17 protein-coding genes and 2 pseudogenes are annotated in these 18,630 nt (G+C 45.9%); 4 read left to right on the top strand and 15 right to left on the bottom strand.

What is annotated here, in order from left to right; all coding sequences use genetic code 11:
- Nucleotides 1-58 precede the first annotated feature (58 nt).
- From N39L_RS12405 to N39L_RS12425, 5 genes are all read right to left on the bottom strand, one after another.
- Entirely contained in the window at nucleotides 59-1,111 is a 1,053-nt protein-coding gene (locus N39L_RS12405) for a M23 family metallopeptidase (RefSeq protein ID WP_014275377.1), read from the bottom strand.
- 130 nt (nucleotides 1,112-1,241) lie between these two features.
- Nucleotides 1,242-1,889, bottom strand: a complete 648-nt coding sequence (locus N39L_RS12410; RefSeq protein ID WP_014275378.1) for a S1 family peptidase — start codon at nucleotides 1,887-1,889, stop codon at nucleotides 1,242-1,244.
- A 12-nt stretch (nucleotides 1,890-1,901) separates the two neighbouring features.
- A complete protein-coding gene (locus N39L_RS12415) occupies nucleotides 1,902-2,255 on the bottom strand; it encodes a hypothetical protein (protein WP_014275379.1) in 354 nt (117 codons plus the stop codon).
- 92 nt (nucleotides 2,256-2,347) lie between these two features.
- Nucleotides 2,348-2,929 carry a COP23 domain-containing protein gene (locus tag N39L_RS12420; RefSeq protein WP_006618064.1) on the bottom strand — a complete coding sequence of 194 codons (582 nt, stop codon included), beginning with the start codon at nucleotides 2,927-2,929 and terminating at the stop codon, nucleotides 2,348-2,350.
- 28 nt (nucleotides 2,930-2,957) lie between these two features.
- Nucleotides 2,958-3,425, bottom strand: a complete 468-nt coding sequence (locus N39L_RS12425; protein ID WP_006618063.1) for a helix-turn-helix domain-containing protein — start codon at nucleotides 3,423-3,425, stop codon at nucleotides 2,958-2,960.
- Nucleotides 3,426-3,584: 159 nt separating this feature from the next.
- On the opposite strand from N39L_RS12425, the gene gatA reads away from it, so the two are divergent.
- Nucleotides 3,585-5,048, top strand: a complete 1,464-nt coding sequence (gene gatA, locus N39L_RS12430; RefSeq protein ID WP_006618062.1) for an Asp-tRNA(Asn)/Glu-tRNA(Gln) amidotransferase subunit GatA — start codon at nucleotides 3,585-3,587, stop codon at nucleotides 5,046-5,048.
- Nucleotides 5,049-5,058: 10 nt separating this feature from the next.
- On the opposite strand, the gene N39L_RS12435 is transcribed toward gatA, so the two are convergent.
- The gene (locus N39L_RS12435; RefSeq protein WP_014275380.1) at nucleotides 5,059-6,441 is read right to left on the bottom strand and encodes an MlaD family protein; all 1,383 of its coding nucleotides are present in this window, start codon (nucleotides 6,439-6,441) and stop codon (nucleotides 5,059-5,061) included.
- Between the two features lie 72 nt (nucleotides 6,442-6,513).
- Complete coding sequence (locus tag N39L_RS12440) at nucleotides 6,514-7,296, bottom strand: ABC transporter ATP-binding protein (RefSeq protein WP_006618060.1); 783 nt, start codon at nucleotides 7,294-7,296, stop codon at nucleotides 6,514-6,516.
- A 154-nt stretch (nucleotides 7,297-7,450) separates the two neighbouring features.
- Here N39L_RS12440 and N39L_RS12445 point away from each other — a divergent pair, with 154 nt between their 5' ends.
- A complete protein-coding gene (locus tag N39L_RS12445) occupies nucleotides 7,451-8,827 on the top strand; it encodes a gluconeogenesis factor YvcK family protein (protein ID WP_014275382.1) in 1,377 nt (458 codons plus the stop codon).
- A 6-nt stretch (nucleotides 8,828-8,833) separates the two neighbouring features.
- Here the strand turns inward: N39L_RS12445 and N39L_RS12450 are convergent, their stop codons facing one another.
- From N39L_RS12450 to N39L_RS12470, 5 genes and pseudogenes are all read right to left on the bottom strand, one after another.
- Complete coding sequence (locus tag N39L_RS12450) at nucleotides 8,834-9,865, bottom strand: C39 family peptidase (protein ID WP_035736114.1); 1,032 nt, start codon at nucleotides 9,863-9,865, stop codon at nucleotides 8,834-8,836.
- Nucleotides 9,866-9,910: 45 nt separating this feature from the next.
- Nucleotides 9,911-10,132: pseudogene (locus N39L_RS12455) on the bottom strand (peptidoglycan-binding domain-containing protein); the annotation flags it as partial.
- 116 nt (nucleotides 10,133-10,248) lie between these two features.
- A complete protein-coding gene (locus N39L_RS12460) occupies nucleotides 10,249-11,280 on the bottom strand; it encodes a C39 family peptidase (protein WP_035736117.1) in 1,032 nt (343 codons plus the stop codon).
- Between the two features lie 93 nt (nucleotides 11,281-11,373).
- Nucleotides 11,374-12,069, bottom strand: a pseudogene (locus tag N39L_RS12465) (peptidoglycan-binding domain-containing protein); the annotation flags it as partial.
- Nucleotides 12,070-12,205: 136 nt separating this feature from the next.
- Nucleotides 12,206-13,501 carry a M16 family metallopeptidase gene (locus tag N39L_RS12470; protein WP_006618737.1) on the bottom strand — a complete coding sequence of 432 codons (1,296 nt, stop codon included), beginning with the start codon at nucleotides 13,499-13,501 and terminating at the stop codon, nucleotides 12,206-12,208.
- A gap of 165 nt (nucleotides 13,502-13,666) precedes the next feature.
- Between N39L_RS12470 and N39L_RS12475 the strand changes: the two genes are divergently transcribed.
- Both N39L_RS12475 and N39L_RS12480 read left to right on the top strand, forming a co-directional pair.
- The gene (locus N39L_RS12475; RefSeq protein WP_006618738.1) at nucleotides 13,667-14,029 is read left to right on the top strand and encodes a VOC family protein; all 363 of its coding nucleotides are present in this window, start codon (nucleotides 13,667-13,669) and stop codon (nucleotides 14,027-14,029) included.
- A complete protein-coding gene (locus tag N39L_RS12480) occupies nucleotides 14,026-15,318 on the top strand; it encodes a recombinase family protein (protein WP_014275385.1) in 1,293 nt (430 codons plus the stop codon). Before N39L_RS12475 ends, N39L_RS12480 begins: the two co-directional genes overlap by 4 nt.
- A gap of 62 nt (nucleotides 15,319-15,380) precedes the next feature.
- On the opposite strand, the gene N39L_RS12485 is transcribed toward N39L_RS12480, so the two are convergent.
- From N39L_RS12485 to cobQ, 3 genes are all read right to left on the bottom strand, one after another.
- On the bottom strand, nucleotides 15,381-15,980 hold the full coding sequence (locus N39L_RS12485) for an ExbD/TolR family protein (protein WP_006618740.1): 600 nt from the start codon (nucleotides 15,978-15,980) through the stop codon (nucleotides 15,381-15,383).
- A gap of 97 nt (nucleotides 15,981-16,077) precedes the next feature.
- Complete coding sequence (locus N39L_RS12490) at nucleotides 16,078-16,998, bottom strand: MotA/TolQ/ExbB proton channel family protein (RefSeq protein WP_006618741.1); 921 nt, start codon at nucleotides 16,996-16,998, stop codon at nucleotides 16,078-16,080.
- A 164-nt stretch (nucleotides 16,999-17,162) separates the two neighbouring features.
- Nucleotides 17,163-18,629 carry a cobyric acid synthase CobQ gene (gene cobQ / locus N39L_RS12495; protein ID WP_006618742.1) on the bottom strand — a complete coding sequence of 489 codons (1,467 nt, stop codon included), beginning with the start codon at nucleotides 18,627-18,629 and terminating at the stop codon, nucleotides 17,163-17,165.
- Nucleotide 18,630 lies beyond the last annotated feature (1 nt).

An 18,630-nucleotide genomic window follows, 5' to 3' on the forward strand; every position in this document is an offset into this window, starting at 1 on the left:
ACTCTGACAGCGATCGAGAGTATCAATATTGTCCCATTAATCGGCTGTTTAACTCTGGTTAGGTCAAATTTAACTCAACCTGTCGTTGTACATTTATTAAAACTCGATCGCCACGGGTAAGGCTATATTCAGCTTTCCAGACTCCTGGAAGTAGACTAGCGCCAGAATTTCTTTGTCCCACATAGCCCACCCAGGTGAGACTGGGAGATTGAATCCGATCATTATGGTCAACTACCACATTACCTCTGGGGTCAATCATTCTATATTTAACCTCATCCCCCGCTAAAATACCATAGGCTTGTACCCAGAATAATAGGGCGGGAATTTGGGCGGACAATACGGTTTCTGAATGCTTCCCATCCCAAATTTGGTCCATGTCGGGGGGGTCTGTGGAAAATCCCGCCCTAATTAAACCTGTGGGATTATACCCAGAAGGTTGATTCCAAATAGGATCTAAGCTAGTCTGACAACCGGGTGAGGAGGTCGGACCCACAAAAGGATCAACTACCTGTCCATCATGGGTAACGGTGATGTGAACATGGGGAAAGGAGGTTAAACCAGATGTTCCCACCATTCCTAATACTGTTTCAGTATTGACCGGATCGCCTGATTTAACGGCTACACTACCCCGCCGCAGGTGACAATATTGAGTTTCCCAACCTTTTCCGTGGTCAATAACTACCCCATTACCGCATTCTTGACCCTCTACCCTTGACCTTTCCGCTGGATGTCTAATGCGCCGATCTTCGACTCCATCACGGACTCTTAATACCTGACCAGAGGCTGATGCAAATACGGGGACTCCTTCAGCCATCATTCTTTCATCAGGAATCGCAAAATCTGTTCCTTTATGACCATCATAGGTTTGGCGACCACAGCCAAAATCTACGGCTTTGGGACTCGGATCGCGATCGGTGTATAAAATCACTAAACAATCTTTATTTAATTCACATTTAAGGGGTGGAGACAGGCTGACGCTATCTGTGGCGATCGCTACTGTATCCGGTTGGGAATTAAGGCTTAAACTGATTGACGGAGGAACACAACCTATCAGCAGCGATAGTCCTAACCCCAACATAAATAAGCATAGATATCGCAGGTGTTTGAGCATTGGGCAGATGTTGGATATGTCTTATATGTGCCGTTGCTAATTATAGCAAATCCCTAATCGGGTTGGCTGAGGATTACTATTTACGGGGTCTGAGGCTACCAGATGATATGTCGGTAAAAAGTTGCTCGATTTATGGGCGGATGGGTGGCAGCCAAAAATGCGTGGAATCAGGAGAGTTAAACTCCCATAAAATCCCATTATATTCAGTAATATATAATGGTGGAATTGGGGAAAATTCCGGTGCTAATTCAGTTAAGCGATCGCTAGGAATAGCAAAAGCCAGATGTCTCATTTTTTCGCGTAAATCTGGGGGTGGCTGTTCACCATCATCGTAAATATAGGGGTCTCCCCAAAGAGGGTAAGCGTGCATTCCATTAATACCGACTACCTTTCCCCAACGGTCTAACAGGGGGCCGCCGCTCATGCCTTTTTGGATGGGATTAGTATAGCCAATCTGATAACCGTTTTTAAAGGGTTTTTCGGAAAGGAAGGATATTCTACCTCTGGTTAAATTAAATCCTTGATTCCTGGTAGGAGGATATTTTTGATCAGGAAATTTGGCGAGGAATGACTTGGGCTGAAATAGATGATATAATGATGGTTTTGTGTCTCGTAATTTACTATGATTATTGTTAAGGTTAATGGTCTCAATATTATCTCGATCTATCTCCAAATGAAAACCCGCGCCGAAGACTTTATCACCAGGGGAGAGAGTCGCGGAAGGATGGAAAGAGGCGATCGCATAATTGGGGGGAGCCTGAAACTGAATCAGAGCCAAATCTTGTCCTTGTCAGGCATCATTGTTGAGTAAATAGCCTTGATAAATATGACCATCAGGAGTTTGTATTAAATAGGGAGATTCCTCGGTATTGATGACATGATCATTGGTCAAGACTGTATATAAATCACCTTCTCTTTTCAGGATGATTCCCGACCCCCAAGCCGACCCAGAAATAATTTTGACTGTAATAGATTCAGCGATCGCCTGCAATTGTTGAGGGCTACAAGGTCGCCACTCACCCTCAACACAGCCCGCAGTTTTAGAGCCAGTGATGACGGTTAACTGATCAGGGAGAAAAAAGTAATCTAAATGATGCTGCTCAATTCCCCAAAAATTAGCCATTAAAAAAGGCAGTAATAGCATTTAAACTCTCATAAAAAACTGCCATGATTAATTATTCCTGCCTCCGGCTCACGCCACTTACCCATCAACCAAGGAGGCAGAAGCATCAGCCTTTAATCAGAATTAAAAGTGATTTGCTGATCTAGGTATTGCTGAAAATCCAAATATAGACGAGAACCATTTTCTTCTAAAGGACCAGCATTAGCATTAGCTTGTAGAGCAAAAAGCTGTCGGATAGTGCGGCGAGCATCTTGATTAGGTTTGAGAGTAAATAAAACCCCCAAACAGGGACCATCCTTAGCATCAGAAACACAGATAACAGGTTGTCGATTAACGGTTCCTGTAGTCACATAATTAAGCAATCCTCGCTCATAGAACTCTTGAAATTTAGAAGAAACTTGGCGACAGCGAGTTTGTGGTACATAACCAGCCTGATTAAAAACCAAAGAAACCCAACGAATGACGGGAAAAGTCCCGCGAGAGTTTCTGACAAAGGTAGTAGGAACATCATCATCACTACGGCCACAGAAAAACTCTTGTTGAACTACTCTATTAGGTCGCTGTAGTAGCTGATGTCGATGGCGCGGAAACTGTGTAATTTCGGTTTCTTCAGCCACTGTGCCATTAGTAACAAAGAAAGAAGCGATCGCCATGGTTGCTCCCGTGGCTAAATTCAATAGATATTTTGGTTTCATTGTCCTTACAACCAGATAACTGAATAGATCAAAATTCCGAACCAGAATTGTTCCGTTGCTTCCAATTAATCCCTAATCGTTTGAGATAGTCCCATCCCCGCTGAGGCCAAACGTGCTGGCGGCCAGTGCGTTCAGCAATCCACTGGGCTACTTTGGGGCCAGACCACGGTCCCCCATCAGGAGCGGGACCCAGCAAAGCCTGCTTGAGTTCCTGTTGCTGTGATTTAGTCAAAAGCGATCGCGCCACAGGGGGCTGGCGATCGCGACTACGGTTTCTCACCGAAGGTGGGCCTTCGTGGTTATAACGGCGGATAATCTCTTTGGCGTAGTCGTAATTTAACCCCACAACTTCTGCTGCTTGCTTGATCGTCCAACCGCTACCCACCAAATGAAGAAGATGCCACCGACGGGACTCAGTAGTATCTCTAGCTTGTCGGTAACGGTTTTTGAGATCATCAACCGATAAATGGGGTTCAATATGAGCCTTTGGTGGCATACCTCCTCATCTCATCATCCATAACACTGGTTGATCTATCGTCAGGCTGGCAAAATTTCCGGATCAAACAAAAATTTAGCGATCGGGAAGGATCAGGTAGTAGAGTGTTACCAATTTTTCGGTAAACTCAAATATTGGAACTAAAACAGAGGAGACCGCATGGCATCGATCTGCGAGTTGCACCAACAACTGGTAAATAAAGAACGCTCTGCTGTGGAAATCACCACCGAAGCGCTCGATCGCATTAACAAATTAGAACCCACACTCAAAAGTTTTCTGTGTATTACCGCAGATCGAGCCCTACAACAAGCCCGACAGGTTGATGCTAAAATCGCCGCCGGAGACGAAATCGGATTATTAGCAGGCATTCCCATAGCCGTCAAAGACAATATGTGTACGGAAGGGATTACCACCACCTGTGGCTCGAAAATTCTCGCGAACTTCGTGCCTCCCTATGAGTCCACTGTGACCACCAAACTCATAGAAGCCGGAGCAGTTATACTCGGAAAAACTAACCTAGATGAGTTTGCGATGGGAAGTTCCACCGAAAACTCAGCCTTTCAAATCACCGCTAACCCTTGGGATATAACCAGAGTTCCCGGAGGGTCCTCTGGCGGGTCAGCAGCAGCCGTAGCAGCCAATGAGGCAGTAGTTGCCCTTGGTTCGGATACAGGGGGTTCCATTCGTCAACCAGCCTCATTCTGTGGAGTTGTAGGCATGAAACCCACCTATGGGCTAGTATCGCGCTATGGGTTGGTAGCTTATGCTTCTTCGTTGGATCAGATTGGCCCCTTTGGTCGCACGGTCAAAGACGCAGCCATTTTATTAAATGCGATCGCCGGTTACGACCCCAAAGACTCCACCAGCCTTAATGTAGATATCCCCGACTATACCGATTTTTTAAAGCCCTCCCTCAAACCCAGAAGCAAAATCAAAATTGGGGTAATTAAAGAAACCTTCGGGGAAGGCTTAGATCCCGTAGTAGAACAAGCCGTCACTAAAGCGATCGAAGTTCTGCAAAGCCTAGGCGCAGAAATTCAGGTCATCTCCTGTCCTCGGTTCCGCTATGGTCTGCCCACCTACTATATTATCGCCCCCAGCGAGGCTTCCGCTAATCTCGCCCGCTATGACGGGGTTAAATATGGTTTCCGCACTCCTGATGCTGATAACCTGATTGAGATGTACGCCAAAACCCGCGCCGAAGGCTTTGGGGCCGAAGTCAAACGTCGGATCATGATAGGAACCTATACTTTGTCTGCTGGTTACTATGATGCCTATTATCTGAAAGCCCAAAAAGTCCGAACCCTGATTAAACAAGATTTCGATCGCGCTTTTACCCAAGTAGAGGTCTTAGTTTGTCCTACCTCTCCGACTACCGCTTTTCAAGCCGGAGAAAAAACCTCTGACCCCCTGAGTATGTATCTGTCCGATCTGATGACAATTCCCGTCAATTTAGCCGGTTTACCGGCCATCAGCGTTCCCTGTGGATTTGACAGCCAGGGTCTCCCCATAGGAATGCAGTTAATTGGCAAAGTTCTCGGCGAAAGTCGTCTGTTTGAAGTCGCCCATGCTTATGAACAAGCCACCCCTTGGCATAAGCATAACCCAACCATAGGCAGCTAGTAGCTCCCTCTTATTCCCCATGAATGTCTACGGAGGAAGTGCTGTCAATAGTCCACCGGGGAGAATTAGTGGCGGTGTCTGGTGAACTGACCAAAGCCCATAAATCCGATAAATCTGAATCGATTTCCGAGAATAGCAGTTTTATGGTTTTTTCATCCCCCGCCTCCGCCGCTTGACTGAGGGGGGCTAGGGTTTCCGCCACAGCCGTTTGGCGTTCTAACTCCTCAGTGGAGGCGAGAATATTACCCAAGCCGTTGATGATCCTCCGTAAACTATCGCGCAATCTCGGATCTCCTGTCAAATCTTCAATATCTGCGGTCACCTTCTGCATATTTTGCAGGGTGGAACGGGCAGAGTCTAGGGTTTGTTGCAGTAAGATTAAATTATCGGGGTTGTTGACAGTCTTGGAAACATCTCGCAAATTCTCCGAAGCGATCACCGCATTGGCTGATAGGGTTTCCAGATTGGTTAATAGTTCCCCCTGTTCAAACCGGGCTATAACTGGGGTTAGTGTAGCGATCGCTACACTCAATTCCTGGCTGGTTTCATTAATATTATTTAAGGTCGTCAGCAAGGTTGAGCGATTGGTAGCCACCAAGGCATTTACCTCTTGAGTTAAGGCACTGATATCACCTGTTACCCTGTCTAAGGAATTAGCCGACTGCAGTGCCGCTCCGCTGACTTCCTGCATGGAGCGCTCTAGTTGATCGGAAAGCTGAGTCATTTCCGAGGAAAATAAGTTCATGTTTTGATCCACCGAGGCACTAAAATTACCCAACTCCAATTTAGCTATCTCAACTAATTGACCCATTTGGGTGGTCAGTTTCGTGGCTTCGGCGGCGGCGAGGGCGGTATTTTCCACCGCCGCATTTAGATTAGCAAATAATTCCGGGTTGCCATAGAGTTCCCCTAAATCAAGCATAGTCTCCATGAGGCGATCGGGGCTAATACCCGGTAAACCTTGAATAGAACTCTCATGGCACAAAATATCTGATGAGGGACAGGTAGCACTAATGGGGTTAGCCGCCACTAACTCAGGAGTTAAGACTGCATTGGGGATAATATCAACATAGGTTTCATTCAGAAAACCCGTCTGATTGACCAAAACTTGGGAATTTCGTGGCATGACTAAATCCGTAGATTCAATATTTAGCACCACCTCCACCCCATTAGACTGGGGTTGAATTCTGGTAACTCGCCCGACTTTTACCCCCCGATATCGTACAGGTACCCCAATTTGAAGACCAGTAGCACTAGGAAATTCAGCCCGAATTTGGTAACTCTGCTGACCAAGAGTGAGCCCCCGCAGCCAAAAAGCTGTGGCTCCAAATAGCCCCACTCCCAATATAATCAACAAACCGACTGATCCTTCACGGACACTTCGCGATCGCATTATTTATCCTCCCATTTGCCTGTCCCATCTTCCTATGTTAGGTTAACTTAACAATTTTCTGGCTCCCATCAGCTAATTGACCACCTGAATGGGTCCGCTTACACTGCCCGTAAAAAACTGTATCAGCGCTGGATTATCGGACCTGTAAGCCTCCTCAATCGACCCTTGCCATTGAATTTGACCTTTATACAAAAAAATTACCTGGTCTGTGGTTCTGCGGATCGTACTATCTTGGTGTGTCACCATCACATAGGTGCTGCCACCCCCGTCCCGCTTTTGCAGGCTGCGAATCAAATCTTCAATCACCGTTGAAGCGATCGGATCTAAACCCGCCGTTGGTTCGTCATAAAGTATAACTTCAGGGTTATCGCTGGGGTTTTCCGGGTTGGGCATAATTGCTCTGGCAAAACTCACCCGTTTTCGCATTCCTCCAGATAATTCTGCCGGATAGCGATCGCAAATATTAGGCAGACCCACCATTTCTAGCCTTTCCTCAACTAATTGACGAATAGTAGCCTGGGAAAGTCTGCTGTGTTCATACAAACGAAATCCCACATTTTGTTCAACATTCAGAGAGTCAAACAAAGCCGCATTCTGAAACACCATGCCAATACCAATCGGATCACTAAGATCATCCACCCAACCCCGTCGCAGTTGTCCCTTGACATATACTTCTCCAGCATCAGGAGGCAATAACCCGGCTATAATCCGCAAAATCGTTGATTTTCCCGTCCCAGAAGGGCCGATAATTCCCAAGGCTTGACCCTGATAGATGCTTAGATCTACCCCATCTAAAATCACATTGGAACCAAAGGTTTTAGAAATTCCTCGCAGTTCAATTAGTGGCTCAGACATATTAGATTTTGATTCAGTTCCCATTCCCCATTGGCCATAGACTCTTCCCCTATGGACTATCTACATAACTATAAGTTGCGAGATACAGGCTATCATCTCGAATTAGGTTTGCCCAAATTTAACCACAACAGATTTTTATGAGGTCTATTATCAAATGTCGATTATTTCTCTTAGGTTGAAACTGCGTCGCCTGTTCAAACTCCGACTAAATTGGAGTCGCTCAGGCTACCGTTCCTCCCATAGAATAGGACAGTGGTTCAAATGGTTAGCCCCCGGTTTGCTAGTCAAACGGTGGTTACTCATTAGCGCCGGTGGGGTATTGCTGACCAGTTTGGGGTTAGCTATCTGGACAGGAATGACCCCAATTTTCTATATTTTGCAACTGCTCAGGGGATTTTTGGAATGGATTACCCAAATTATCCCTAACTCCGTTTCTGGGCCGTTGCTAATTTTGGCGGGTTTACTATTCATTTTTTGGGGTCAGAGTCGCAGCTTTAACTCTATTACCCAGGTATTCACCCCCGAAGGTGATCAGGAATTGGTCGATCGCCTCATCGCATTGCGCCGCCTCAACCGAGGTCCGAAAATCGTAGTTATTGGCGGCGGAACAGGTCTATCAACCCTGCTGCGGGGTTTGAAAGATTACAGCGCTAATATCACCGCTATTGTTACCGTAGCGGACGATGGTGGCTCCTCTGGGCGCTTGCGCCGCGAAATTGGAGTGTTACCCCCAGGAGATATTCGCAACTGTTTAGCGGCCTTAGCTGACGAGGAAAAGCTATTCACTGAATTATTCCAATACCGATTTCGGGCTGGCGATGGTTTAACAGGTCACAGTTTTGGCAATTTATTCCTCACGGCTATGGGAGAGGTGACCGGAGACCTGGAAAGGGCGATCGCAGCTAGTTCTAAGGTTTTGGCTATTCGCGGTCAAGTCCTACCCGCTACCCTCAGCGATGTTCACCTGTGGGCTAAATTAGAAGATGGCCGTCGTATTCATGGAGAGTCTAGTATTACAGAAGCTAGGGGTAAAATTGTCAAAATTGGTTGCACACCTGCCAACCCCCCAGCCCTTCCTAAAGCTATTAGCGCCATTCAAGAAGCAGATTTGATTATTATCGGACCGGGTAGCCTCTACACTAGCGTTATCCCCAATTTATTGGTCCCAGAAATTACCGAAGCGATCGCTCAAAGCCAAGTCCCCCGCATTTATGTTTGTAATGTCATGACCCAACCAGGGGAAACTGATAACTATAGCGTCGCCGACCACATTCGGGCGATCGATGACGCTTGTGGCCATAAACTATTTGATGCCGTCTTAGTCCAAGGAAAAGTCCCCCCAGCTCAAGCATTAATCCGCTATGCTCAAGAAGACTCTCACCCGGTTTTCATTGACCGGGAAGCCGTCAAGGAATTAGGGCGAAGAATGGTATTAACCAATATCATTGAAGTTGATAGCGACACTGGCTATGTCCGCCACAACTCCAAACGACTCGCCCAAGTCCTATTGCGTTGGTACAGCAGAGTTTAGACCTTGTTACTTCGAGATAAAATGCACCCAAAAACTGCCATCAGGGATACACACCCGCCGAATTAGTTGATAGGAGTAGTGTAAGTAAGCACCACTTAGATCGGTTCGATATCCACTGGAGAACCACTCCCCATAAGGGTCATGGACAATAAACCCATTTTGGTCATAGCCCACCACCACAATAATATGCCCAAAGGAGGTAAAGTATCCGTGGATAACCGCCGGATAACCCGCTGCTACCCAGTCCTGCACATCCTCAATTACCGCATTTTCGGTAAAATAATCCCTAGCACCATAGTCTCGCACAATGCGGGCTAAATCGTAGGGACTGTGGCGACTATAGCCCTTATTGATAGCATAGCGATACAGTTCATCCTCAAATTGACGATATCTCGTATCACGGCGGGGAATATTAAAATATTCCAAACACATAGCCAGGGAAGTCACATTACAAGCCCCTGTGGGGTTATAGAAATTATCTAATTGTGACTTGAAGGGAACATTCAGACGATGGCTTCTCGGTAGGGGTCTGGGGTAGGTTTGGGTTCCTCCCTCGTAAACTTCCGCATGACCACCCCAAATATACAACACAGAATAACCGCCAAAGGACTCATTACGCAAAGCTATCCTTAAATGTGCCCGGATCGGATCATAAGCCAAAACTGAAAATTCCCGTCCCGCTGGAATCGAAAATTTCTCGGAGTTATTCAGTTGAGAAGAGGCGATCGGTTTGACCTTCAAAACTGTATCTCTGGTCACTTTTAACATCGGAGTAGTTACCGGGAGGTCAGAAACCTTAGCTTCAATTAATTTTTTGGCAGTCTCTGACCCAATAAATCCCGGTTCTTCGCATTCCATTAACTGCTGAAAACGATGCAGCGCCGCCGTTGACTTGGGACCGAATATGCCATCTGCTGGCGGGTCTAGCAGCCCTAAATCAATCAGCCGGATTTGAATTTGACGACTCAAACCTGCATCAGCATTAATTTCCTTCACATCATATCGGATATCTGTACCCAGGAAGTTCTGTAGCCTCATATTTCCCTGGCGATTGACACTTTTGGTTTCGATCAGCTTCTTGGCGGTATCCGTTCCCAAAATGCCACTGGGTTCGCTACAGTTCATTAACTCCTGAAAACTCCGAAAAGCTGCCGTTGAATTGGGGCCAAATATGCCATCAACTGGCGGCGCTAGGAGTCCTAAATCAATCAGTCGAGTTTGAATTTGACGACTCAGAGCTTCATTATCATAAATGGCTTTGATATCATATTGAGTATTAGTCCCCACAAAGTCCTGTAGTCTCATGTCTATAGTTCTAATTTTGGTGTTTTGTAGAAGTTGCTCGGCTGGCTATGTACTCCACAACTCCACAGGAGTTATGCAAGTTATTAGGAGTTGGTTAAAGTGGGGTTAAAATTATCTCACCTGGAGATGAAATGCACCCAAAAATTCCCATCAGGAATACACACCCGCCGAATAAGTCGATAGGAGTAGTGTAAGTAAGCACCACTTAAATCGGTTCGATATCCGGTTGAAAACCACTCGCCATAAGGGTCATGGACGATAAACCCATTTTGGTCATAGCCTACCACGACGATAATATGCCCAAAGGAGGTAAAGTATCCGTGGATAACCGCCGGATAACCCGCTGCTACCCAGTCCTGCACGTCCTCAATTACGGCATTTTCGGTAAAATGATCCCTAGCACCATAGTCTCGGACAATGCGAGCTAAATCGTAGGGATTATGGCGACTATAACCCATATTCAGGGCATAGCGATATAGTTCATCCTCAAATTGACGATATCTCAAATCGCGACGCGGAATATTAAAATATTCCAAACACATGGCCAGGGAAGTCACATTACAAGACCCTGTGGGGTTATAGAAATTATCTAATTGTGACTTGAAGGGAACATTCAAACGACGGCTTGTCGGTAGGGGTCGGGGATGGGTTCTGCTCCCTCCCTCGTAAACTTCCACATGGCCACCCCAAATATACAACACAGAATAACCGCCAAAGGACTGATTACGCAAAGCTACCCTTAAATGTGCCCGGATCGGATCATAAGCCAAAACTGAAAATTCCCGTCCGGCTGGTACTGAAAATTTCTCGGAGTTATTCAGTTGAGAAGAGGCGATCGGTCTCACCTTGAAAACTGTATTTCTGATTACTCTTAAAATGGGAGTAGTTACGGGGAGGTCGGAAACCTTAGTTTCAATGAGTTTTTTGGCAGTCTCAGAACCAATAAATCCCGGTTCTTGGCATTCCATTAACTGCTGAAAACGATGCAGCGCGGCGGTTGACTTTGGACCGAATATACCATCTGCTGGCGGGTCTAGCAGTCCTAAATCAATGAGCCGGATTTGAATTTGACGACTCAAACCTGCATCATCATTAATCGCCTTCACATCATAACGGAGATTGGTTCCCAGGAAGTCCTGTAGCCGCATATTTCCCGGCCGACTCACAGTTTTGGTTTCTATGAGTTTTTTGGCGGTATCTGTTCCCAGAATGCCACTGGGTTCGCTACAGTTCATTAACTCCTGAAAATTCCGAAAAGCCGCCCTTGACAAGGGGCCGAATATGCCATCAGCGGGCGGTGCTAGGAGTCCTAAATCAATGAGCCTAATCTGAATTTGACGACTCAGAGCTTCATTATCATAAATGGCTTGGAAGTCATATCGAATATTAGTCCCCACAAAGTCTTGTAGTCTCATATTTTCACGTCGAATAGTTGTGGTGTCTATCAGTTTTTGGGCGGTCTCAGAGTCCAAAACACCAGATTCACTGATGTTGATTAACTCCTGAAATCGTCTGAATGCGGCTCTTGATAAGGGGCCAAAAATACCATCAACGGGCGGCGCTAGGAGTCCTAAATCAATGAGCCGAGTCTGAATTTGACGACTCAGGGCTTCATTATCATCAATGGCTTGGAAGTCATATCGAATATTAGTTCCCAGAAAATCCTCAAGCCTCATGTTCGGGGGCCGCATAGTGGTAGTTTCTAGGAGTTTTTGGGCAGTTTCAGAGGCCAGAATACCAGATTCACTGATGTTCATTAACTCCTGAAATCGTCTGAATGCGGCTGTTGATAAGGGGCCAAAAATACCATCAACGGGCGGATTGAGGAGCCCTAAATCAATGAGCCGAGTCTGAATTTGACGACTCAGAGCCTCGTCATCATAAATCTGTTGTATATCATATCGAGTATTGGTTCCTAGGAAATCTTGTAGTCTCATTTTTGGTGCTAGGTCACAAAATCACTGCAATTGTACATGGTTTGTTGACCCCCTCTACAAAAATTCATTATTTGATACAAAATATCAGAGGGGGTCGAGATTTAGAAGGGGATATCAACTCCCGGTTTCGGTTTCATTAGGGGGTATGAGGTTTCAGGATAACTACCCCATAGGCTTGGGGTAATAAATATTGGCGGATGGCTTGTTGTAACTGTTCTGCATTGAGGGATTGAATTTGGCGGGGATATTCTAAGGCTAGGTTCACATTTCCGACGATCGCCTGATAGTAACCATACAAATTAGCGCGATCGCTTGGTGTTTCATTGCCAAAAATAAACCTGTTCGCCACTTGAGTCCGTACCCTGGTCATTTCGGTGGGGGTGATTAATTCCCTGTGGAGTCGGTTAATATGTTCGGCGATCGCTGCTTCGGCTTCCGCTAAGTGTTCGACCCGCAACCGAGCGGAAATATAAAATACTCCCTGTAGCCTCTGGGTCATATTGCTGCAACTAATCCCAGACACTAAACCCCGCTTTTCTCGTAAATCCTGCACTAAGCGGGAGGTACGACCTTGACCTAAAATTGTAGCTAAAACATCCAAAGCATAGGTTTCTGAGAGTTGATTAAGTCCGGGAACTCGCCACACCATCATTAATCGCGCTTGTTGTAAGCTATCATCTATGATTTCATGGCGGACAATTTCGCTAAATCCTGACTCTGGAATCAGATGATGCAGATCTACTTCTGGGGGAAGTTCTGGATATGTCTGTGCTGGGATAGACTCGGCTACTGTTTCAATTAAAGCCTCTACAGGTAAATTACCCACAACTGCGATCGTGGTTTTTTGGGGACAGTAATGGCTGCGATGAAACTCTCGCATTTGCTGAGGAGTTAACTGTTCAATAGCCGCCGCTGGTCCTAGTACAGACCGACGATAGGGGAGACGCTTAAAGGCTGTTTCCATGGTCCGCTGAAATGAACGACGCGCGGGGTTGTCTTCAGATCGCCGGATTTCTTCTAATACTACTAGCCTCTCGCGCTCAAAAGCATCATCGGGAATACTGGGGCTAAATACTACTTCAAGCTGTAGGGGGGCTAGGGTAGCAAAGTCGCTGGGAGCGCTGGTAACATAATAATGGGTGTAGTCCTGGCTGGTGGCTGCATTGGTTAAAGCGCCTCGTTGTTCGATCAGTCTTTCAAATTCTCCAGCTTTTAGGTTGGGAGTCCCTTTAAACACCATGTGTTCTAAAAAGTGAGCCATCCCGTTGATCGGGTCGGGTTCGACAGCTGATCCAACATCAATCCAAACATTCAAGTTCACGGCTTCAACGGGTAACTGTTCTGCCACAATGGTGAGACCATTTGATAATTTGTAGATGGTGGGAGCGTTTAGTGAGCGGGTGATATTTGATTCAAGTAGGATAGAAGTCATTGGATCTTTAGCCCTGTGGTCTTTTCCCTATCTATCTTAATGGGGTTATAGCAGAGTTACGGGGATTTGGTGATAATTTAGTTAATAGTGCTTGAGTTGATGCGATCGCCCGATCGCATATTACGATGGGTCTAATATCACAATTGTCGAGAATAGCTCCCAACTATGAATATCACCAAACCTCTACACGCCGCCATTTTAGTCTCGGACTTGGCAAAATCTCAGCATTTTTATAGCCAGATATTACAGTTAACTACAGTCGATCGCCCTTTGAATTTCCCAGGAATATGGTATCAGATTGGTGATTGGCAAATTCATCTAATTGAATCTGAACAAGTAATTGGCGATCGCGTCAATGAAGCGAAATGGGGACGCAACCGACATCTAGCTTTCGCGGTGGCTGATTTGGCGATCGCCAAAGCACAACTCACCCGCCATAATTACCCGTTTCAAATGAGCGCTTCCGGTCGTTCAGCCCTTTTTGTGGCTGACCCTGATGGTAATATTATCGAATTGAGTCAAATATGAAAATTCTCGCCTATTCTTATACGGAACCGCTGTTAGAACCGCCGCCAGATCCGACGATTTGGGGATGGGATATTGATGGGATTTATCAAGATTTTGGCGATCGCCAACAACTAGAGCAAATCCTAGAAGATTGTCAACAACTACCACCCCCCAACTATTTATTAATCCAACGCTATGAAGAATTGGGTAACTCTGTCCTAGAAGTTAGCGATCGCCTCCGCCAACTCCAACAGTTAAACATCCAAGTTATCGCCCTTCAATCCGACCTAAAGTCCTCCGATATTTCCCGTGTAGATTTAATCAAATTCATCTCCGAAATTAAACAAACTTACCACAGCCGTTGTCTGCGCCAAGGACACGCACGCAACCGTTTAAAAGCCATTCCTCCCCCCGGAAAAGCACCCTATGGCTACCGTAGAGGAAAAGACCGCTACACCATTGATCGCAGCACCGCACCCGTTGTTAAAGACTTTTTTGAGCATTTTTTAATTTATGGTTCCCTACGCGGCGCAGTCCGGTATTTACAAAAGCGATATCATAAAAAAATCTCCGTAACTACCGGGAAGCGTTGGTTAATTAACCCCGTTTATCGAGGGGATTTAGCTTATAAAAATAGTGAGATTATTTCCAATACTCATATCCCGATTATTTCCCGTGAAGAAGCCGCCCAAATCGATAGGTTATTAAGACGCAACCAGCGCCTCCCACCTCGCACAGCCAGCGCCCCCCATTCTTTAGCTGGTTTATTAATGTGCAGTGAATGTAGTTCAGGGATGACCATTACCCGCGTTACCACCCATAACAAAAAACGAGAATATCTTTATTTAAGACCCCTAAAATGTCAGCGTCTAACTAAGTGCAAATCCCTTAATTATCATGATGTTTTATCGGCGACTATTGACCGAATTTGTGCCGACCTACCCCCAGCAGTTGCCCAATTACAGATGCCAGATTTAGACAGATTTAAGCAGCAAATCTATGATGAAATAGCCAGTAAAAAAGACATCATAAATCAACTGCCAACTCTGCAAACCACAGGAATTTTAGACAGTGAAACTGCCACCATTAGAGATTATAAATTGCGCCAAGAAATTGCCAAACTAGAGAATCAATTATCTCAACTTCCCCCAGTCAATTTACAAGCCACCGCCCAAGCGGTTTCTATCCGCCAATTTTGGCTAGATTTATCGGAAACCGAGAGACGATTTTATCTGCGCGAATTTATTAAAAAAATCCACATTATTCGCGATCGCCACCACTGGCATTTACAACTAAATTTTATTTTTTAACCCCGCCATATATCTACTGTAATAGCCGTGGCTGCTGACCGTGAACATCAATGATCCATTTTTCAACTGTCAGGAAGTAGAGGAGAAGTGGGAGAAGTGGGGGAACCCGGAGGCGGTAATAAAGGACTCCCTGGCTGCATTTCATTAAGCGGCTGAGAGGGGAGAAAAGGATTAATAGGAGGTTCCACCCCATTATCCGGTGTCAGCGCATCAGGGGCTAATAAACCCTCAGAATCAACCGGAGAGGGCATTTCCTCAGAACTCGGTAAAGTCGCCAACGCCACGCGATCGCCTCCCACAGCTCGCATTTTATCTAAAACCTGTACAACATCATTATAACGGGCATCTCTAGGGGCATACAGCACCACCAAGCCACTAGGATTCCACCTTAAAAAACGTTCCAAAGCCCGCTGCATTTGTTCAGAATTAACCCGTTGCTGGTCAATATAAGTATCCCCTCGAATATCCACCCCAACCACCAACATTTTTTGCATCTGAGTTTCACCAGTCCCCGCCCGTGGCAAATCCACATTGATCGCCTGTTGTCGGGTAAGCTGTAGGGCTGCCAAAATAAAAAACGTCAAAATACAAAAAACCACATCAATCAGGGGTAGCAGTTCAATACGCCCCTCATCAACCTGAGAATCTATGTTAACTTTCATCAATCTGCCTCCGTGGATAGTCCCACCAAAAAGGGTGTTTGTTAGTATCTTGGTATCAATGACAAAGGTTTAATTAGCTCTGGGGGTGTTGTGGATATTATTCAACCTCTCCTTTTTGATGTTTATCATCATCAGCCAAGCGAGAATTACCCTTAATCACAGGTTGAATTAAAGTATTTTGTTCAGCTACCGACTCAGGGGATTCTGATTGAGAGGGGGTTTCCTCATCCTCAGATTCTGAAGGTAATTTGATTAAAGGAGTATGATCATCCTCCGACTCATCCTCATCGGGTAGCTTAATTAAACTACCTTTTGGGGGAAAATCCTCCTGGGGTTCTTCCGCCATCAAAGAGGCATCATTAGCCTCTCCGGGAAGTAGCATCTGAGCTTTAACCTCTGGCCAATCCTGCCGATAGAGTAATTCTAATTCATTTCCCGCTTTTCGGAAGACCTTAACCTGGCTAAAGGAAAAGCCTTGAAACAGGCGATAGAAAGCCAGACTGATAATAGCCACAATCAAGCCTGTAGCTGTACTAATCAGGGCTTCTCCAATCCCCAGGGTGACATCAGCAGCCGAAGAAGTACCAATATCTCCCAGGCGGATAGAACCCAAAGAATTAATCAGACCCAAAACTGTTCCCAACAAACCTAACATGGGGGCGAGGGCAATTACCGCCTCTAGAATTTTATCGCCCCGTCGCATAGAAACAAATTCCTCCTCAGCGGCTGCTTCCAGGGCGAGACTAAATAATTGAGGGTCTGGGGTAGCGAGTTTAAGGGGGGCATAAAAAAACCTTCCCATGGGGCGATTATTGCTTTGTTTGGCAATCTGATAAGCCATTCCCCACTGTCCCCGACGGGCGACATCTAAAACCCGGTTGACAATTCGGCGTTCACGGGTGAGGGTATTTCCCCAAAACCACAGTCTTTCAATAATGGTACTAATGGATAAAATTGATAATACCATTAGGGGCCACATGGCTGGGCCGCCTCTCTCCAAGATTTGTTGAATATCCATATAACCTATTGTCCTTCAGATCTCCCATTAGCCAAGATTGACGAAAAAGTTATCAGTTTTCCATAAACCAAAGCAATCTCAATTTTAATCGCCTTGGGACAAGTGACAAGGGGGGGAAGACAAATTCCCCTGAGAAACGCGATTCCGGGTCGCGCCCCACCATGTCAACTGAGAATGGTACTCAGGTCTAAATATTCTTCGACGACATCAGCTAGAGTATCAAGCATCAGATCTCGTTGTTCGCGATAGTTAGGAATCCCGGTGGGTAAGGTTCCTAATCCCCTTGGTTTGCGGAGATGATTTAACCAAGACCTGCGCCAGGGGCTATTATCAAATATGCCATGCAAATAGTGACCCCAGACGGCTTTATTGCTGCTGACTACTCCTAAATCTTGATCGTCAAATAGGGCTACTGTCTCCCGTTTGTCCAAAATTTGAGTCCGCCCTTGGTGTATCTCATAGCCTTCTACGGGAAATCCGATTTCTGGATAATTAGATGTTACCAACCGCTGGCGGGAGACTTTATCAGATAAAAGCATGGTTTTGATGGGAAGTAAACCTAAGCCGGGAAATTCTCCGATTTTACCCTCTAAGCCACGGGGATCAGATACCTGTTGTCCTAGCATCTGATACCCCCCACAGATACCCATGACCTGACCGCCTGCTTCTACATAATCCTGAATTTGAGCAGCCATGCCACTTTTTTGCAGGGCTAGTAGGTCAGCAATGGTGGTTTTAGAACCGGGGATAATTACGGCATCGGGATGTCCTAGGGGTTCATTGAGTTCGACATATTGGACTTTAACCGTGGATTCGGCATCTAAAGGGTCAAAATCGGTAAAGTTAGAAATCCGAGGAATCCTGACTATGGCGATGGTTATATCGGTATTGTCGGAACGGGAACGGCGTTCGAGTAAACTTAGAGAATCTTCTGCTGGCATGGCGATATCTACCCAGGGAATTACTCCGAGGACGGGGATTCCGGTGTATTTCTCTAACCACTCAATGCCAGAATCGAGAAGCGATCGCATACCGCGAAATTTGTTAATCACAATGCCCTTAATTAAGGCTCGTTCCTCTGGGTCTAGTAGTTCTAGGGTTCCCACTACATGAGCAAAAGCCCCCCCACGGTCAATGTCAACTATCAATATGGTGAATGCTTGTAGATATTGCGCTACTCGCATATTGGTTAAATCTCGGTGCTTGAGATTGATTTCCGCCGGACTTCCCGCACCCTCACAGACAATTACATCAAATTCCTTTTGTAGATAATCCAGACATTTAGTGATGGTCTCCCACCCGGTATCAAAGAATTTCTCATAATATTCGGTAGCTTTCAGGGTGGCTACAGGTTTCCCTTTCAGAATTACCTGAGAGGTCATATTTCCCTGGGGTTTTAACAAAATTGGGTTCATGGCTACATTGGGCACTAAACCCGCCGCCCAGGATTGTACGGCTTGTGCATAACCCATTTCTGCACCTGTGGCGGTGACGTAGGAGTTTAAAGCCATATTTTGCCCTTTAAAGGGAACTACACGCAGATTTTGACGGCGTATGATCCGACATAGGGCGGTGACGAGCATGGATTTTCCGGCGTGGGATGTGGTTCCAACCACCATGATTGCTTTCATT

Source organism: Limnospira platensis NIES-39 (assembly GCF_026000695.1).
Lineage (GTDB): Bacteria > Cyanobacteriota > Cyanobacteriia > Cyanobacteriales > Microcoleaceae > Limnospira > Limnospira platensis.

Excerpts from the sequence above, each read along its gene's own strand:
- N39L_RS12445 (WP_014275382.1), top strand. The coding sequence starts at position 7,451 with ATGTCGATTATTTCTCTTAGGTTGAAACTGCGTCGCCTGTTCAAACTC.
- N39L_RS12415 (WP_014275379.1), bottom strand. The coding sequence starts at position 2,255 with ATGCTATTACTGCCTTTTTTAATGGCTAATTTTTGGGGAATTGAGCAG.
- N39L_RS12490 (WP_006618741.1), bottom strand. The coding sequence starts at position 16,998 with ATGGATATTCAACAAATCTTGGAGAGAGGCGGCCCAGCCATGTGGCCC.
- N39L_RS12475 (WP_006618738.1), top strand. The coding sequence starts at position 13,667 with ATGAATATCACCAAACCTCTACACGCCGCCATTTTAGTCTCGGACTTG.
- N39L_RS12405 (WP_014275377.1), bottom strand. The coding sequence starts at position 1,111 with ATGCTCAAACACCTGCGATATCTATGCTTATTTATGTTGGGGTTAGGA.
- N39L_RS12470 (WP_006618737.1), bottom strand. The coding sequence starts at position 13,501 with ATGACTTCTATCCTACTTGAATCAAATATCACCCGCTCACTAAACGCT.
- N39L_RS12485 (WP_006618740.1), bottom strand. The coding sequence starts at position 15,980 with ATGAAAGTTAACATAGATTCTCAGGTTGATGAGGGGCGTATTGAACTG.
- cobQ (WP_006618742.1), bottom strand. The coding sequence starts at position 18,629 with ATGAAAGCAATCATGGTGGTTGGAACCACATCCCACGCCGGAAAATCC.
- gatA (WP_006618062.1), top strand. The coding sequence starts at position 3,585 with ATGGCATCGATCTGCGAGTTGCACCAACAACTGGTAAATAAAGAACGC.
- N39L_RS12425 (WP_006618063.1), bottom strand. The coding sequence starts at position 3,425 with ATGCCACCAAAGGCTCATATTGAACCCCATTTATCGGTTGATGATCTC.
- N39L_RS12440 (WP_006618060.1), bottom strand. The coding sequence starts at position 7,296 with ATGTCTGAGCCACTAATTGAACTGCGAGGAATTTCTAAAACCTTTGGT.
- N39L_RS12460 (WP_035736117.1), bottom strand. The coding sequence starts at position 11,280 with ATGCGGCTACAGGACTTCCTGGGAACCAATCTCCGTTATGATGTGAAG.
- N39L_RS12420 (WP_006618064.1), bottom strand. The coding sequence starts at position 2,929 with ATGAAACCAAAATATCTATTGAATTTAGCCACGGGAGCAACCATGGCG.
- N39L_RS12435 (WP_014275380.1), bottom strand. The coding sequence starts at position 6,441 with ATGCGATCGCGAAGTGTCCGTGAAGGATCAGTCGGTTTGTTGATTATA.
- N39L_RS12480 (WP_014275385.1), top strand. The coding sequence starts at position 14,026 with ATGAAAATTCTCGCCTATTCTTATACGGAACCGCTGTTAGAACCGCCG.
- N39L_RS12450 (WP_035736114.1), bottom strand. The coding sequence starts at position 9,865 with ATGAGGCTACAGAACTTCCTGGGTACAGATATCCGATATGATGTGAAG.